The organism is Streptomyces sp. SID5469, assembly GCF_009862865.1.
Lineage (GTDB): Bacteria > Actinomycetota > Actinomycetes > Streptomycetales > Streptomycetaceae > Streptomyces > Streptomyces avermitilis.
The window spans coordinates 2,896,074-2,911,645 of record NZ_WWIN01000001.1 but is presented as its reverse complement, the minus strand read 5'-3'; the positions used below and the strand labels follow the sequence as shown (position 1 = coordinate 2,911,645).

The following is a 15,572-nucleotide window of genomic DNA, read 5'->3' as shown; positions in this document are numbered from 1 at the left end:
AACCGTAGGTTGTCAGTCGGGTGGTGTCAACCCGAGGTTGTCATTTCTCTCGGTCGGTCCTGGGCCCGCGTGGCCGCCGCGCTCCGCGGCGGCCACGCCCGTCGCCGATGAGCGCGGCGGCCTGCGCGGCTACCAGGTGACCGGCATCTCGGCCGGGCCGAACGCCTGGATCGAGTGGTACTTGTACGTCAGTTCCGCCTCGGGCACGGCGAGCGCGAGCGTCGGGACCCGCTCGAAGAGCGTCGTGTAGACGATCTCGAGCAGGCTCGGCACCAGGCGGTCCGCCGGACACTTGTGCGGTCCGTGACCGAACGCCAGGTGCCGGGCGGGCTCCTCCCGCATGATGTCGAGCTGATGGGGATACGGGCACACCGACGGGTCGCGGTTGACGGGCAGCGTCGGCACCGCCACGCCGTCACCGGCCTTGACCAGCGTGTCGCCGATGAGCATGTCCTCGGTGGCGAGCCGCATGGGGGTTCCGTCGTTGACCGAGAAGTACCGCAGCATCTCGTCCACCGCAGTCGTCATCCGGTCCGGATGGGCGAGCAGCGTCGGCCGCTGCTCCGGGTGGTTCAGCAGGGTGAGCACGCCCAGCGAGATCATCGTGGACACCGAGTTGTGAATGCCCTGGGCGTTCGACAGCATCAGAGGCGCGAGTTCGTACCAGTTGACCTCGCCGTGCTTCTCGCGTTCCTGCACGATCAGACGACTCATCATGTCGTCGCCGAGGTGCTTGGCCTTCTCCTTCAGGACCTCTTCCGCGTGCCCGTTCAGGCGGTCGGCCGCTTCCCTCTCCTCGGCCTCGGTGGTGGTGCCGAGCAGCAGCTTCCAGACGTTGTCCCGCATCGTCTCCAGCTCGGCCGCGGGGATGCCGAGGAACATCTCCTGCAGCTGCCACGCGATGGGGAACGCCAGCTCCTTCACCAGGTCGACCGGCTTCGTCGGCTGCCGCAGCATGTCGTCGATCTTCTCCTCGACGGCGACCCGCAGGCGCGGCAGCAGCCGGGCGAGTCCTTCCGGGGAGAACTCGTCCATGATGGACTTCTTCTTCTTCAGGTGTTCCGGACCGTCCAGGTTGATCATGAACGGTGCGCAGTACCGCAGCTTCATCAGCGAATTGGGTGTCAGCTTCGGAAATCGGTCGTCCGTCTTGTCCGAGCTGAACCGCGGGTCGGAGAGCACGATGCGGGCGTATTCCGGCCTCACCACCATCCAGACGAGTTTGCCCGTGGGCAATTCGACCTGGCCGATGCCTCGTTCCCGCAGTGTCTCGTACTCGGCCGGCAGCACGCCGGGGAGCTGCCGGCGAATGGGGTGGGTCGGGAGTTTCGTCATGCCGGCACCTCTGCAGCCCAGTGGTAGAAACGGGTGGCCAGTGAATTGCCCTGCGGGTCGTACGGCGGAATGATCTCCGTGAGGTCGTCGACGAGCTGGAGGAAGCGGGGATCGCCTTCCGTCCACACCTCGCTGATCGCCTCCATGCTGTTGGCTACGGCGAAGTCCTGGATGTGCAGGTAGATGCCGCGCCACAGATAGATCTGGCGGCGCAGCGTGCCCATCTTCTGCGGGATGTCGGTCGCGTCCGACTCCGCGAACAGCCGTGCCGCCTCGGGGATGTGTTCCTGCCGCTGGGTGTTGACGATCACCGCGCTGTACGTCTGCTCCAGGTCGTCCAGTCGCTCGGCCGGCCACAGGTAGAAACGCTCGGCCGTCGGCCGGTCGACCGGGCCGTCCCAGTCCTCCGTCGCGGCGTGATCGCCGAAATAGGTCGACAGGCGTTCGTTCAGCCGCGTGCACCGGGGGTCGGTGCTGATGATCCGGTATGCCTCGTCGGGGTCGGCGACGTCCCAGTCCTGCATGTGCACATAAAGGTCGCTGTAGCTGAATACCTGGCGGCGGCGCAGCTGGGGCAGTTCGGACGCGACCTCGCCATCGAACTCCTGAAGGATCTTGGTGACGTCGGCGACGTTACCACTGTCGAATGCGCCGACAGTGATGATGCTCGGCATTTAGCGTCTCCTTACGAATAGGCGGGGTGCGTTTCGGGGGTGCGCCCAGCTTGCGCCCGCGCCTTCGACGCCGGATCGACGCCCGGTCAACGGCCGGGGCCGACCGCGGACGGGGAACTCGAAGGGTCCTCGAAGCGAGGTCGATCGAGGACGGACATCGTCGGTCGCGACGGATACGGATGTGACGACGCTTGTGAGGTGTCTTGTTGTGTCGAGTACACAGCGGCGAGTTGACCACGCCATCACCATCGAGGGCGACGTGGAGACGGTGTTCGACCTGATCGCGGACATCGCGCGATGGCCGCAGTTCCACCGGTCCGCGGTGCACGCGGAGACGGTCCACGCCAACGAGAAGGGAGAGTTGGTCAGGCACTGGGCTCTGGCCGGTGACGCCGCCGTCCGCGCCTGGCAGACCGTGCGCCGCACGGACCGGCCGGGGCGCCGCATCACCTTCGCGCACATGGAACCCGAACAGCCCGCCACCGACCTCCGCGGCGAGTGGGTCTTCACCGAACTGACGCCGAACCGGACCCGGGTCGAGCTGAGCCACCAGGTCGTCGCGCCGACCGGCGCCGATCTCGGCCCGTTGCTGGACAGGATCGCGCAGGAGAGCGAGGACTGCCTCGCCACGCTCCGCGACACGGCCGAGCGCCGGGCCGACCTGGACGAACTCGTCGTGTCCTTCACTGACCCGCTGTTCATCGCCGGCTCCGTCGAGGACGCCTATGACTACCTCTACCGGGCGGACCTGTGGCCCGAGCGCATCCCGCACGTGGTGGGGCTCGCCATGACCGAGGACGTGCCGAACGTCCAGTTCTTCGACATGGACACCAAGGGTCCGGACGGCAGCACGCACACCGTCCGCTCGGTGCGGATCTGCCTCCCGAACCACCTGATCGTGTACAAGCAGATCTCGCTGCCCACGATGCTGGACGCGCACACCGGCCACTGGCGGTTCACCGAGACGCCGGAAGGCGTCATCGCCGAGGCCCGGCACACCAGCACGATCAAGCGCTCGGCGCTGTCCCAGCTGGGCGGCGCGACGACGGTCGCCGAGGCGCGCCGGTACCTGCGACGGCTGCTGAGCGGCAACAGCATGAGCAACCTCCGCCTCGCCAAGGCGTACGCGGAGGAGCGCGCCGGCTTCTGAGTCGGCCGCACCGGCCTCCGAGAGACCTCGCCACAGCGCGAGGGGCGAGGAACCGCCCGGCCGGACGTGAGCTGCCGCACCGGCACCGACACCGTCCCGGCCGGGTCCCACGAACAGAGAACCGTCGAGTCAGGAGAAGTCATGGCCAAGGAGACGACCCCCCGAGGCGGGGGAGTGTGGGCAGCCGCCGATCTGCTGACCCCGATGGCCGTCCGGGTGGCGGCGACGTTGCGGCTGGCCGACCACATCGCCGCGGGCGCCCGGACGACCGAGGCGCTGGCCGAGGCCGTCGGCGCCGACCGGGACGCGCTGGGGCGGCTGCTGGACCACCTGGTGACCGCGGGCGTGCTGTCGGGCACCGGGCCCGGCGCCTACGACCTGACGGCCATGGGCCGCCACCTGTGCGAGGGCGCGCCCGAGGACATGCGGGCCATACTCGACATCGAAGGCGCCCTGGGACACGCAGAGTTGAGCCTCGTCCACCTGTTGCACACGGTACGCACGGGTGAGGCCGCGTTCCCGCAGCAGTACGGTGTGACGTTCTGGGACGACCTGTCGTCCGACGACGGGCGCGCCGAGTCCTTCGACACCTTGATGGGCGCCAGGTTGACGGCGCACTCGCCGGCCGTGGCCGGGGCGTATCCGTGGGGAACGCTCCGTCATGTGGTCGATGTCGGCGGTGGCGACGGCACCATGCTGATCGCCATCCTGCAGTCCCACCCCGACCTGAGGGGGACGGTCGTCGACCTGCCCGGCCCGGTGCGCCGCGCCGAGAAGGCCATCGCCGCGGCCGGTCTCGACCACCGGGCCGACATCGCGGCCGGCAGTTTCTTCGACGCTCTTCCCGCCGGAGCGGACGGATATCTGCTGTCGAGCATCCTGCACAACTGGGACGACGCGTCGGCCGCCCGTATCCTGCGCCGCTGCGCCGACGCGGCGCAGACGACGGGACGTGTGCTCGTCGTGGACTACTTCGGCGACCGGACCGTGCAGACGGAGGGCGACCTGCGCATGCTCGGCTACTTCGGCGGCCGGCAGCACACCCTGGAGCAACTGGCCGAACTGGCGGGAACCGTCGGCCTGCACACCACCTCGGTCACGCCGGCCGGCCGTTACTCCGTCGTCGAACTGCGCGCGGTTGGCTGACCTTTCGCGCGCCGCGCCGACGGCGCACCACCGCCGGTGTCGCCGACCGGCCGGCGCGATCCGTCCTTCCCGGTGGCCGTCGGGAAGCGGGCTTCGATTCCGTCCAGGATGATCGCCAGGCCGTTCGCGAACCGCTCGTCTGCCTCCCCGATCTCGGAGGTCTGGACCATCCGGCTCAGGTGCGGGAACTCACCGGTCTCCAGCAGGGACTTGAGGTACGGCTCCATCCGCAGCCGCCAGGCATGGCGGTCGAGGCCGGACTGATTCGCGGTCGCCCGCTCGGTCAACTCGGCCTGCACGGCGCCGCTGACCCACGAGTGGATCAGGTTGAGCACGTGGATCGTGTCGTCCATGCCCAGGCCGCAGCCGGCGAGAACGGCGAGATCGCGTTCCATGCCGCGCATGAAGTTGGGGCCCATGATCGGGCGGGTGGCGAGGAGCGGGGCGAGCCAGAGGTGCCGCAGGAGGATCTGCCGGCGGCGGCGTGCCAAGGTCGTCAGATCCGCACGGAGATCGCCGGTCGGCTCCTGCGGCTCGAAGCCGGTCGCCTCGTCGATCATGACCGTGTACAGGTCTTCCTTGGTCGGCAGGTAGCGGTAGAGGGTCATCGCACCGGTGCCGAGTCGCTTGGCGATGGCGCGCACCGACGCGGCTTCGATGCCTTCGGAGTCCGCGATATCGATCGCCACCGCGGCGATCTGCCTACGACTGTGCGACGGCGCGGGGCCTCGCGCCGGCTTCTCCGGTCGCATCCAGATGATTGGGTTCGAGTCCGACACGACAGTCATCCTACGCGTCCGACGCAAAGTTGCGTACGGCGCACTCGGTTGGCTACGCTAAAATCGCGTACACCGTACTCGGTGAAGGGTTGATGCATGGAAGACGCGATCATGTACACCGAGGATGTGAGGAAGCAGTACGGGGATGTCGTCGCGCTGGACGGCCTGGACCTGGTGGTGCCGTCGCGCACCGTCTACGGCCTGCTCGGCCCGAAGGGTGCGGGGAAGAGCACCGCCGTGCGGATCTTGGCCACCCTGACCCGGCCCAGCAGCGGGCGGGCCGTCGTCGCCGGCTTCGACGTGGCCCGGAATCCGGCGGATGTGCGGAAGGTGATCGGCCTGGCCGGTCAGGACGCCTCGTTCGACGACGGACTGACCGGCCGGGAGAACCTGCGGATCCTCGGCCGCCTCTCGCGGCTCGGCTCGCGCGGCGCCCGTCGGCGCGCCGACGAGCTGCTGGAACGGTTCGGTCTCGCCCACGCCGGTGATCGGCTGGTCGGCACGTACTCCGGTGGCATGCGCCGCCGGATCCACCTGATCGCCAGTCTGTTACGGGCCCCCGCGGTGCTTTTCCTCGACGAGCCGACCACCGGGCTCGACGCCCCCAGTCGCGCCGAGATCTGGGAGAGCGTGCGGAGACTGGTGGCCGACGGCACCACGGTCCTGCTCACCACCCCGTGTCTGGAGGAGGTGGAGCGGCTCGCCACGGCGGTCGGCGTGATCGACCGCGGCCAGCTGATCGCCGAAGGCAGCCCGGCCCAGCTCAAAGCCCAGATCGGCCGTCACATCGACGTCGTGGTTGAGTCGGCGGACCATGTGCCGAGTGCCATGGCGAGGCTGGAGCGGCTGACCGGCCGGTGCCCCGAGGCCGACGGATCGCGCATCGTCGTGGCCGCGGTGGATCAGGCGCCCGCCCTGCCGCTGATCGTGAGTGAACTGGACGCGTCCGGCGCGGTGATCAGGAACATCGGGATCCGCGAGCCCGGCTTGGACGACGTCTTCCTGACGATGACCGGGCAGACCGTCGGACCGGCGCAACCGGTCGAGACGCCCGAGGCGGTGTCGTGAACCTCCTGGCCGACGGCTGGACGCTGACCCAGCGAAGGCTGTTCCGGCTGCGCCACGAGCCCGGCACCCTGCTCACCATGCTGATGATGCCGAGCGGGTTCGTGGTGCTGTTCGGCTTCGTGTTCGGCGGCGCGATCGGGGTGCCGGGCACCTCGAACTACCGCGAGTTCATGATGCCCGGCCTGTTCGTGATGACGACCGGGACCGCTCTGTCCACCGCCATGGTGGAGGTGGCGACGGACCAGGCGCGCGGGGTGATGGAGCGCCTGCGTTCGCTCCCGACCCACCGGGTGTCCGTGCCGCTCGGCCAGAGCGGCGCCGAGGGGATCCTCGGGGCCTACGGCCTCGCGGTCCTGATGGTGTGCGGTCTCGTCGTCGGCTGGCGGCCGCACGACGGCGTTCCGCGGGCGCTGGCCGGCATCGGCCTGCTCCTGCTGTTCCGCTACACGCTGGCGTGGGTCGGCACCTACCTGGGCCTTGTGGTGCGTTCGGCACGGACCGCGGCCCGGCTGGCACCGCTCACGCTGTCGCTCACCATGGTGTCCAACGCCCTCGTGCCGACCGACCGGATGCCGGTCGGCCTCCGGGCGCTGTGCGAGTGGAACCCGCTCAGCTCCGCCGCGGCGGCCGCGCGCGAGCTCTTCGGCAACCCCGGTGCTCCCGGGCCGGACGCCGCGTGGCCGCTGACCCACCCGGTGACCGCGAGCCTGCTGTGGGCCGGCCTGCTGTTGCTGATCTTCGTGCCGCTCTCGGTGCGCCGCTTCGCCCGCGCCGGACTCTAGATCCGTACGCGCGTCTCCCGCCCGGGGACGCGGCGGGTGAGCGGAGGCGTCTCCAGTACCGCCACGGGTGCGACGTACCCGTGAGGAAAACACCGTTCTCATTCTCGGAGGGACAAGCATGCGCGTAGTGATCGTCGGAGGCGGCACGGTCGGGTTGTGCACCGCCGTCTTCCTCGCCCGTCAGGGTGTCTCGGTCCATGTGCTGGAGCGCCGGGCACAGGTCAACGACCATCCGCGGGCCTTCGGCATCACGGACCGGTCGGCGGAGATCCTCCGGGAGGCCGGCATCGACATAGAGACGGACCATCTCGTCCGGGGCCTCATGACGGGCACGAGCCTGGCCGATCTGACCACCGTCACGGCCAAGTTCGAGCCGCCGGAGATCGGCCCGGCGAAGCTGGGAAGCTGCCCGCAGGACCGGGTCGACCGGGCCGCGCTGGCACGGCTGCGGGAGCTCGGCGGCCAGGTGGACTTCGACAGCGAGGTGGTCGCGGTGACGGACGGCGGCGTCACCACCGCGGACGGCAGGACCGTCACGGCGGACTACGTGATCGCCGCCGACGGAGTCCGCAGCCGGATGCGTGACCTGCTCGGCATCGGCGTGACCGGCCCGGGACCGCTGAGCAGTTCGCACATGCTCAACGTGCTGTTCCGCGCGGAACTGCCCACCCCGCCGACGTCCATGACGTTCCTGCGCAACGAGCGGGCGTCCGGGATCCTGCTGAAGGTCGACGAGACCGGCCGCTGGGTCTTCCACATCCCGAACGGTGACCCGGAGACCCCCGTCGAGCGGATCCAGCAGCAGATCAGGGACGCCACCGGCGTCAGCGACATCGAGCCGGAGATCATCAGCCTGCTGCCCTGGTCGTCGACGGCGCGGGTCGCCGACCGCTTCCGGCAGGGCAACGTCTTCCTCGTGGGTGACGCGGCCCACGTGGTGCCGCCGGTCGGGGGTCTCGGACTCAACGTGGGTATCGCCGACGGCCACAACCTGGCGTGGAAACTGGCCGCCGGCGGTGACGCGCTGCTCGACACCTACGAGGCCGAGCGCCGGCCCGTCGCGCTGTTCACCATGCGACAGACCGTGCTCCGCGCCGAGCACCGTGACCTGCACTGGGACAACGACGCGAGCCGGGCCGCCGACCGCGCGGCCGTGGGCATGGCGGGCATCATGATCCCCGTGATCGGCTACCGGTACGACTCCGGCGCGGTGGTCGACCCGGAGCCGCTCTCCGACATGGAGAACCTCGTCCTGGACGGCGCCCCGGGCAGCCGCCTGCCGCACCGGTGGCTTCCGGACGGACGGTCCACGGTCGACCTCGTCGACGGATTCACGCTGATCACCGGGACCGCGGCCGACCACTGGCTGGACGCGACACGGGACCTGGGCATCACGGGGCACGCGGTCGAAGGGTGGGCCGAGGCCGTCGGCATCAAGGAGGACGGCGCCGTGCTCGTCCGCCCGGACGGGTTCGTCGGCTGGCGTACGGCCACGACACGGAATGCCGTGGAGACCAGCACGCAGCACCTGCGGGACGTCCTCGACCGGATCCTGTGCCGGCAGAAGGCCTGACGCGGATCCGTACCCCTGGCATGCGGTCGACACCGGCACGGTCGGTGTCGGCCGCATGCTGTCTCGGCGCCGGGAGGCGCCCCGGGCCGCCTCCGTACGCCCCCCTCCTTGGGTCGAACCACACACGAACTCGCCTCGAACCGCTGCCGCGAGCATCGGCGCCATGTGGTCCCTCGACCACCGACCTCGAGCGAACGCGCGCTCGGCGCGTCCTGTTCGCGGATGTTCCCCGCGTGATGGTGAAGGCCGGGCCGGCAGGGATCAGGTCCGGGTGGGACGCGAGGCCGGTCAGGAACCGAACACCGAGGCAGAGGAGGCGGAGGATGGATTTCGGCGCTGATCCCTATCCCGAGTACGCGTGGTTACGTGCGGAGGAACCGGTCCGGCAGGTCCTGGAGGGCCGCGGCCTTTACGGACTGCTGGTGACCCGGTACGAGGACGTGCGGAAGCTGCTGTCCGATCCCCGGATGAGCAAGGACCCGCGCAACGCACCGCTCGACTGGCAGGAGGCGGGCAAGGGGAGACCGCTGGAGGACCGGACCGGGCTCGGGACGCATCTGCTGACCACGGACGCGCCCGAACACACGCGGCTGCGTCGGCTGGTCTCGACCGCCTTCACCGCCCGCCGCGTCGAGGGCCTGCGCGCACAGGTGCAGCACATCACGGACGGGCTCCTCGACACGATCGTGCCCCGCGGGCAGGCCGAGCTGATCGGCGACTTCGCGTTCCCGCTGGCGATCACGGTGATCTGTGAACTGCTGGGAGTGCCCAAGGCGGACCAGGACGTGTTCCGCCAGTGGACGAAGGACTTCCGGCGGTGGACGAACACCGACTCCGCCCAGGCCGACCGCGGTGACGCGCGGCCGGTCGGACTGCGCGACCTCCTCGAATATCTGACCCGACTGGTCGACAAGCGCCGTCAGGACCCGGCCGACGGACTGGTCGACGCGCTGATCGCGGCCCGGGACGACGACGACCGGCTGAACGAGGCCGAGTTGCTGTCCATGATGTCCCTGCTGCTGGTCGGCGGCTTCGAGACGACGGTCAATCTGATCGGCAACGGCACCCTGGCCCTGCTGCGCCACCCCGACCAACTCGCCCTGCTGCGCGAGCGACCGGAACTGGTGGACTCGGCGCTGGAGGAGATGCTGCGGTACGACGGGTCGTTCGAGACGGCGACGTGGCGGTTCCCGCTCGAACCCATCGAGGTGGCGGGCACGCGCATCGAGAAGGGCCACCCGGTGCTCCTGTCCCTGGCATCGGCCAACCGGGACGGGGCGAAGTTCCCGGCACCGGACGACTTCGACGTCACCCGCGCGGACCCCGCCCACGTGGCCTTCGGGCGGGGTGCGCACTTCTGCCTCGGTGCTCCCCTGGCCCGGCTGGAGGGCCGGATCGCGTTCCACGGACTGCTGCGCCGGCTGCCCGGCCTTGCGCTGTCCGTACCGCCGGAGCAGTTGCGATGGCAGCGGAGCCTCACGGTCCGAGGACTGGAAGCCCTGCCGGTCACCTTCGATGCCTGACCCCGGCATCGACGATTCCGCTTTCTCGCCATGGACCGTCATCAGAAAAGAGACCCACATGCCGAATACAGCAGTCAGCGCGCGAGCGGTGAGGGCACGATGACCCGCCGGATCGCCATCACGGGTATCGGAGTGCGCGCCCCGGGCGGAGGAAACGCCAAGGAGTTCTGGGAGCTGATCTCCTCCGGCACCTCGGCCATACGCACCATCTCGCTCTTCGACGCGTCCGGGTTCCGCTCCCGGATCGCGGGCGAGTGCGATTTCGACCCGGTCGCGGAGGGCTTCTCCGCGCAGGAGATCCGGCGCATGGACCGGAGCGCGCAGCTCGCCGTCGCCGCGACCAGGGAAGCCGTCGCGGACGCCGGACTCGACCTGGCCGAGACGGACCCGCATCGCTGCGGGGTCAGCGTCGGCAGCGCCATCGGCGGCACGATGAGCCTGGACCGGGAGTACAACGTGCTCTCCGACGGCGGCCGCAAGTGGCTCCTTGACCACGAGTACGCGGTGCCGCACATGTACAACTATCTCGTCCCGACGTCGATCGCCGCGGACGTGGCCTGGACGGTCGGGGCGGAAGGCCCCGTGTCCCTGGTGTCCACGGGATGCACCGCGGGCATCGAGTCGGTGTCCCACGCGGCGCGGCTGATCCGCGAGGGCTCCGCCGACGTGATGCTGGCCGGCGGCTCGGACGCGTCCCTCTCACCGATCTGCGTCGCCTGCTTCGACGCGATCAAGGCGACGACGCCGCGCAACGACGAACCGGCCACCGCGTCCCGCCCGTTCGACCGCACCCGGAACGGCTTCGTGCTCGCCGAAGGCAGCGCGATGCTGGTGCTGGAAGAGCTGAACCACGCCAGGGAACGCGGCGCGCGCGTCTACGCGGAGATCGGCGGATGGGACGTGCGCGCCAACGCGTACCACATGACCGGACTCAGGACCGAGGGCCCGGAACTGGCCAAGGCCATCGAGGTGGCGCTGCGGATGGCCGGGCGGGTGCCCGAGCAGGTCGACTACGTGAACGCGCACGGCTCCGGTACGAAGCAGAACGACGCGCACGAGACCGACGCGTTCAAGCGCACTCTCGGCGACCACGCCTACCGGACGCCGGTCAGTTCGATCAAGTCCATGATCGGGCACTCGCTGGGCGCGATCGGCTCGATCGAGATCGCGGCATGCGCGCTGGCCATCGACGCCGGGCTCATTCCGCCGACCGCCAACCTGCACGAACCCGACCCGGAACTGGGGCTCGACTACGTGCCGCTGTCGGCGCGACAGGCGGACCTGCGGACGGTGCTCAAGGTCGGCAGCGGGTTCGGCGGTTTCCAGAGCGCCATGGTGCTGACCCAGGGGGGATCCGATGAGTAGGGCAGTCCCGGAGAACGACAACGGCACGACGCCGGAGCGTCCTCGTGCGGTGATCACCGGTCTCGGGGTGGTCGCGCCGAACGGGTTCGACACCGACGAGTACTGGGACGCCGTCCTCCATGGGCGGGGCGGCATCGACCGGGTCACCCGCTTCGATCCGGAGCAGTACCCGGCCACACTGGCGGGCGAGGTGGCCGACTACGACGTGCGCGCGTACATCCCCGGACGTCTGGTGCCGCAGACCGACCAGACCACCCGGCTGGTGCTGATGGCGGCGGACGCCGCTGTCCGGGACTCCTCGCTCGATCCGGCCGCGCTCCCGGAGGACCAGGTCGGCATCGTCACCGGTCTCTCCGCGGGCGGCCTCGAGTACAGCCAGCGCGAGCTGGAGAAGCTCTGGAGCCTCGGCAGCGACCATGTGAGCGCCTATCTCTCGTTCTCGTGGTTCTACGCGGTGAACACGGGTCAGATTTCCATCCGGCACGGGTGGCACGGCCCCGGCGGCGTCCTGACCGGGAACACCAGCGGCCTGGACGCCATAGCGCAGGCCCGCCGGCACGTGGTCGACGGCCTGCCGGTGGTGATGTGCGGCGCCGTGGAGAGCGCGATGTGCCCGCTCGGGTGGACGATCGAGCTGACCACCGGCCGGATGAGCACGGTCGCCGACCGGACCCAGGCCTACCTGCCGTTCGACACCGCCGCGTCCGGCTACGTACCCGGAGAGGGCGGCGCCATGGTCGTCGTCGAGGAGGCCGGACACGCGCGCGGCCGAGGCGCCCGGCCGTACAGCGAGATCGCCGGGTACGCCACCACCTTCGACCCGCGGCCCGGTTCGGCACGGGAGCCCGGGCTGCGCCGGGCGATCGAGTCCGCGCTGGCGGACGCCGGTGTGACGCCCGACGAGGTCGACGTCGTGTTCGCGGACGCGGCCGGGGTCGGCGAACTCGACCGCGCGGAAGCCGCCGCCGTCACCGCCGTGTTCGGTCCACGGGGTGTTCCGGTGACCGCGCCGAAGACGATGACCGGCCGGCTGTACTCCGGTGGCCCGGCGCTCGACGTGGCCACGGCGTCGTTGAGCATGCGGCACGGCGTCATCCCGCCGATGATCAATGTGACCGACCCCGTCCGGTCCGACCAGCTCGACCTGGTGCTCGACCGACCGAGGGAGACGACCGTGTCCACCGCTCTGGTACTGGCCCGCAGCGACGGCATCAACTCCGCGGTGGTGCTGACGGCGGCATGACGAACGCCGGTGGCAGCCGTCCATGACGGCTGCCACCGGCGTCGCCCCGGACGAGGCACCCGCTGGTGACGCGGGCACCTCGACACGGTGTCCTCCGGCTCACGGCCTGGCGATGATCTCCAGGATGCCGGCCGTCCAGGTGAAGCCGGCGCCGACGCCTGCCAGCAGGCACGTCTGCCCCGGCTCCAGTGCGCCCTCGGAGACGAGATGGGCGAGACCGGCGAACTGGTCGCCCGCGCCGAGGTGCCCGACCCGCCGGCCCCAGGACCAGGTCGAGCGCTGCGGATCGATGCCGAACGGGTCGAAGTACTGCGCCCGCATCCGGGTCCGGCCCAGGTTCGGCAGCACGTACCAGTCGATGTCGCCGAGTTTGACGTCCGCCTGGGCACAGGCCCGGTCGAACGCCTCCCGTTGCCCCGCTTCGATGCGGTTGAGCAGGGCCTCCACTCCGAGTTCGCGCACCAGGGAGTCGCTGTTCAGGTCGATCGGCGCTCGCGCGGCCAACGGCGCGTCACTGAACCGCTCGCCCCGGCTGCCGTGCTCCAGCCCGGGATCCGACACCGTAGCGAGTCCGCGGAGCAGGGCGAAGCCGGTGCGGGTGGACACCACCACCGCGGTGCCGCCGTCGCCGCAGATGGTGCTCGGGTCGCTGCGCCACCGGTCGAAGCCGGGCAGGCTGAACCGGTCGGCCGTGGTGACCAGGGCGGTCGACCCGCCGTACGCGCGCAGGTGGCCGGCCGCGAGTTCCAGGGCGATCATGCCGCCGTTGGACATCTGGCGGACCTCGACGGCCGGGTAGGAGCCACCGCCGCAGAAGCGCTGGACGTACGACGCCGCCGGCCACATGTCATGACCTTGGTGGTACGCGCAGGCGTGCAGCAGCAGCTGCAGGTCCTCCGCCCCGACCGCGGCGCGCCCGAGGGCGTCCCGTGCCGCCAGCACCGCCATTTCCGGCGCCGACTTGTCCGGCGAGACGCACACCGACTCGATGCCGGTGTTCCAGACCCGCGCCCGATCGGCGAGGCCGGCCTGCTCCGCCTCGTCGAGTGTCAGCCGCTCGGGCAGCCACGAACTCGCGGCGGCGATGTAGAGTCCGTCGCTCATCTTCTTCCTCCCACGGATCGGATTGCCTCGGGTTTCCCCTATCCGGTCATGGTCGTCATGTCCGGCGGAGACTCGTTCGAGGCCCAGGCGAGGCCTCGCCGTGGTGCGTACGAGAGGCCGTGCCGCGGTGCGCGCATCCCGACGGTCCCGAGGCCGAATACCGGGAGCCTCCGTCGACCGAAACTCGACTGGGTGTCGAAGCCTCCCGGCGATGTTGGTTTCGACGTCACGAGACGAAGGGATCGACAATGGCGACTTTCACTCAGGCGGACCTGGTGGGGTACATACGCCAGGCGGCCGGCGAGGACGAGGGATTCGACCTGGACGGCGATATCGCCGACATCACGTTCGCCGATATGGGCTATGACTCGGTCGCGATGGTGGAGGTGACGCTCCTGGTCGAGCGTGAACTCGGCATCGGCCTGCCCGATGACGACAAGGCGAGCAAGAACTCGACCCCGAAGCAGTTCGTCGAACTGGTCAACGAGCTGCTGCCCGCGTCGATCTAGCTGCGGGGCCGGTGGCGTGGACGGCTCACCAAGGAGAAGACCATGTACAGAACAGAGCACGAGCAACGCTTCGACAACGGCGCGCCGGAAGCACCCGAGCAGCTCGGCCTGCTCTCCGAGATCCTCAACAGGGAGACCTTCCGCACCCTGGGTGAGGAGGTACGCGTCGGGCATGGGTGGCGTTGCTGGGAGGTGGGCGCCGGGGACGGCTCCGTCGCCCGCTGGCTGGCCGCCAGGGTGGGGACGTCCGGACATGTGGTGGCCAGCGACCTCAAGCCCCAGCACGTACCCAGCCATCCGCGGATCGAGGCGATCCGCCACGACCTCGTCGAGGACCCGTGGCCGGAGCACGCGTTCGATCTCATTCACGCCCGGCTGGTGCTGATGCACGTGGCCGACAAGGAAGCGGTCGCGGCGAGGCTGGCCGCACATCTCCGGCCGGGCGGTGCGCTGGTGCTCACCGACTGGTACTGCGGTTGTGCTGACGAGGGCATCATCAAGTCCCCGGTCGACGCATACACGGCGCGCATCTTCCAGGAATACCACGACGGCGTGCACAAACTCGCCGGAGAAACCGGTATGGATTTCGAATGGGCGGCGCGTACGCCGGACGTTCTGTCCGCCGCCGGCTATCGGGACATCACGGTGCGCGACTTCCGGGCACCGGGGGAGGGCGGGGCGCCGACCGCGCGGCTCGCCCGACTGCACAGCACCATGCTGGAGCCTTTCCTGCTGAGTCAGACATCTCTGACCGAAGCCGACCTCTCCGTAATCCGGGAGAAACTCCTGGACCCGGAATTCGAGATGGTGACCAACCACACGTACACGACCGTCGTGCGGGTGCCGAAGTAAAGGCGATCCGCCGGAAATAGGCGGCGTCGAAAGAGAGGCTCCCAGTAGTTCCGAAGGGGTCGGCCGCCGCGGCGCGAGTCGTGAGTCCGTCCGCCGCACGTACCGGCTTCAACGGTCACTGCAGGTCAAACCGGTACAGGCCACCGTGTACCCCCGGGATCGCGCTTTATCGACTCCCCCTCCGGGTGCCACACGGTGGTTCCGGGCTGTTGAACAGTCGTGAACCGAAGCAGTGGAGCAACGCCCGGGATGTACCGGGCTTGCCGCCCTGAACTCCTTCACCAAGAAAGGTTAAAACGGCTCGATTCGATCTTGTTGGGAAGTGGAGCCCCGGGCTACGGTATGTCGCGCGCCAGCGAATATGGGGGGGTTATGGCAGCTGTTGCGGCAAAATCCTTAGCAATAAAACGACATGTCAATATCGCAGTCTGTAAAGTCAAGCGGGAGCTTGAATGGAAAACGGCAGAGC

The 15,572-nt window shown here is 69.5% G+C and carries 14 protein-coding genes; 10 read left to right on the top strand and 4 right to left on the bottom strand.

Features of this window, described 5'->3' with window-relative positions; translation table 11 throughout:
- Positions 1 to 129: 129 nt before the first annotated feature.
- Together GTY58_RS12510 and GTY58_RS12505 are read right to left on the bottom strand one after the other, a co-directional pair.
- On the bottom strand, positions 130 to 1,335 hold the full coding sequence (locus GTY58_RS12510; protein WP_037650140.1) for a cytochrome P450: 1,206 nt from the start codon (positions 1,333 to 1,335) through the stop codon (positions 130 to 132).
- On the bottom strand, positions 1,332 to 2,009 hold the full coding sequence (locus GTY58_RS12505; RefSeq protein WP_010983822.1) for a TcmI family type II polyketide cyclase: 678 nt from the start codon (positions 2,007 to 2,009) through the stop codon (positions 1,332 to 1,334). The genes GTY58_RS12510 and GTY58_RS12505 overlap by 4 nt, the downstream gene beginning before the upstream one ends.
- A 208-nt stretch (positions 2,010 to 2,217) precedes the next feature.
- Here GTY58_RS12505 and GTY58_RS12500 point away from each other — a divergent pair, with 208 nt between their 5' ends.
- A complete protein-coding gene (locus tag GTY58_RS12500) occupies positions 2,218 to 3,159 on the top strand; it encodes an aromatase/cyclase (RefSeq protein ID WP_037650142.1) in 942 nt (313 codons plus the stop codon).
- Between the two features lie 141 nt (positions 3,160 to 3,300).
- The gene (locus GTY58_RS12495) at positions 3,301 to 4,305 is read left to right on the top strand and encodes a methyltransferase (protein WP_037650189.1); all 1,005 of its coding nucleotides are present in this window, start codon (positions 3,301 to 3,303) and stop codon (positions 4,303 to 4,305) included.
- Here the strand turns inward: GTY58_RS12495 and GTY58_RS12490 are convergent.
- Complete coding sequence (locus GTY58_RS12490; RefSeq protein WP_237528774.1) at positions 4,272 to 5,093, bottom strand: TetR/AcrR family transcriptional regulator; 822 nt, start codon at positions 5,091 to 5,093, stop codon at positions 4,272 to 4,274. The genes GTY58_RS12495 and GTY58_RS12490 overlap by 34 nt on opposite strands.
- An 87-nt stretch (positions 5,094 to 5,180) precedes the next feature.
- Here GTY58_RS12490 and GTY58_RS12485 point away from each other — a divergent pair, with 87 nt between their 5' ends.
- The 6 genes from GTY58_RS12485 (at position 5,181) to GTY58_RS12460 (ending at position 12,638) form a co-directional block, all read left to right on the top strand.
- On the top strand, positions 5,181 to 6,152 hold the full coding sequence (locus tag GTY58_RS12485) for a daunorubicin resistance protein DrrA family ABC transporter ATP-binding protein (protein ID WP_037650145.1): 972 nt from the start codon (positions 5,181 to 5,183) through the stop codon (positions 6,150 to 6,152).
- The gene (locus GTY58_RS12480) at positions 6,149 to 6,934 is read left to right on the top strand and encodes an ABC transporter permease (protein WP_010983817.1); all 786 of its coding nucleotides are present in this window, start codon (positions 6,149 to 6,151) and stop codon (positions 6,932 to 6,934) included. Before GTY58_RS12485 ends, GTY58_RS12480 begins: the two co-directional genes overlap by 4 nt.
- Before the next feature lie 67 nt (positions 6,935 to 7,001).
- On the top strand, positions 7,002 to 8,507 hold the full coding sequence (locus GTY58_RS12475; RefSeq protein ID WP_010983816.1) for an FAD-dependent oxidoreductase: 1,506 nt from the start codon (positions 7,002 to 7,004) through the stop codon (positions 8,505 to 8,507).
- A 323-nt stretch (positions 8,508 to 8,830) separates the two neighbouring features.
- Complete coding sequence (locus GTY58_RS12470) at positions 8,831 to 10,030, top strand: cytochrome P450 (RefSeq protein WP_010983815.1); 1,200 nt, start codon at positions 8,831 to 8,833, stop codon at positions 10,028 to 10,030.
- 99 nt (positions 10,031 to 10,129) lie between these two features.
- Positions 10,130 to 11,395 carry a beta-ketoacyl-[acyl-carrier-protein] synthase family protein gene (locus GTY58_RS12465; RefSeq protein WP_037650150.1) on the top strand — a complete coding sequence of 422 codons (1,266 nt, stop codon included), beginning with the start codon at positions 10,130 to 10,132 and terminating at the stop codon, positions 11,393 to 11,395.
- Positions 11,388 to 12,638, top strand: coding sequence for a ketosynthase chain-length factor (locus tag GTY58_RS12460; RefSeq protein ID WP_010983813.1), 1,251 nt, complete (start codon positions 11,388 to 11,390; stop codon positions 12,636 to 12,638). The genes GTY58_RS12465 and GTY58_RS12460 overlap by 8 nt, the downstream gene beginning before the upstream one ends.
- Before the next feature lie 99 nt (positions 12,639 to 12,737).
- Here GTY58_RS12460 and GTY58_RS12455 read toward each other — a convergent pair whose 3' ends face one another.
- On the bottom strand, positions 12,738 to 13,742 hold the full coding sequence (locus GTY58_RS12455; RefSeq protein ID WP_010983812.1) for a ketoacyl-ACP synthase III family protein: 1,005 nt from the start codon (positions 13,740 to 13,742) through the stop codon (positions 12,738 to 12,740).
- Positions 13,743 to 13,990: 248 nt separating this feature from the next.
- On the opposite strand from GTY58_RS12455, the gene GTY58_RS12450 reads away from it, so the two are divergent.
- Positions 13,991 to 14,251, top strand: coding sequence for an acyl carrier protein (locus GTY58_RS12450; RefSeq protein WP_010983811.1), 261 nt, complete (start codon positions 13,991 to 13,993; stop codon positions 14,249 to 14,251).
- Positions 14,252 to 14,293: 42 nt separating this feature from the next.
- Positions 14,294 to 15,103, top strand: a complete 810-nt coding sequence (locus GTY58_RS12445; RefSeq protein WP_010983810.1) for a class I SAM-dependent methyltransferase — start codon at positions 14,294 to 14,296, stop codon at positions 15,101 to 15,103.
- Positions 15,104 to 15,572 lie beyond the last annotated feature (469 nt).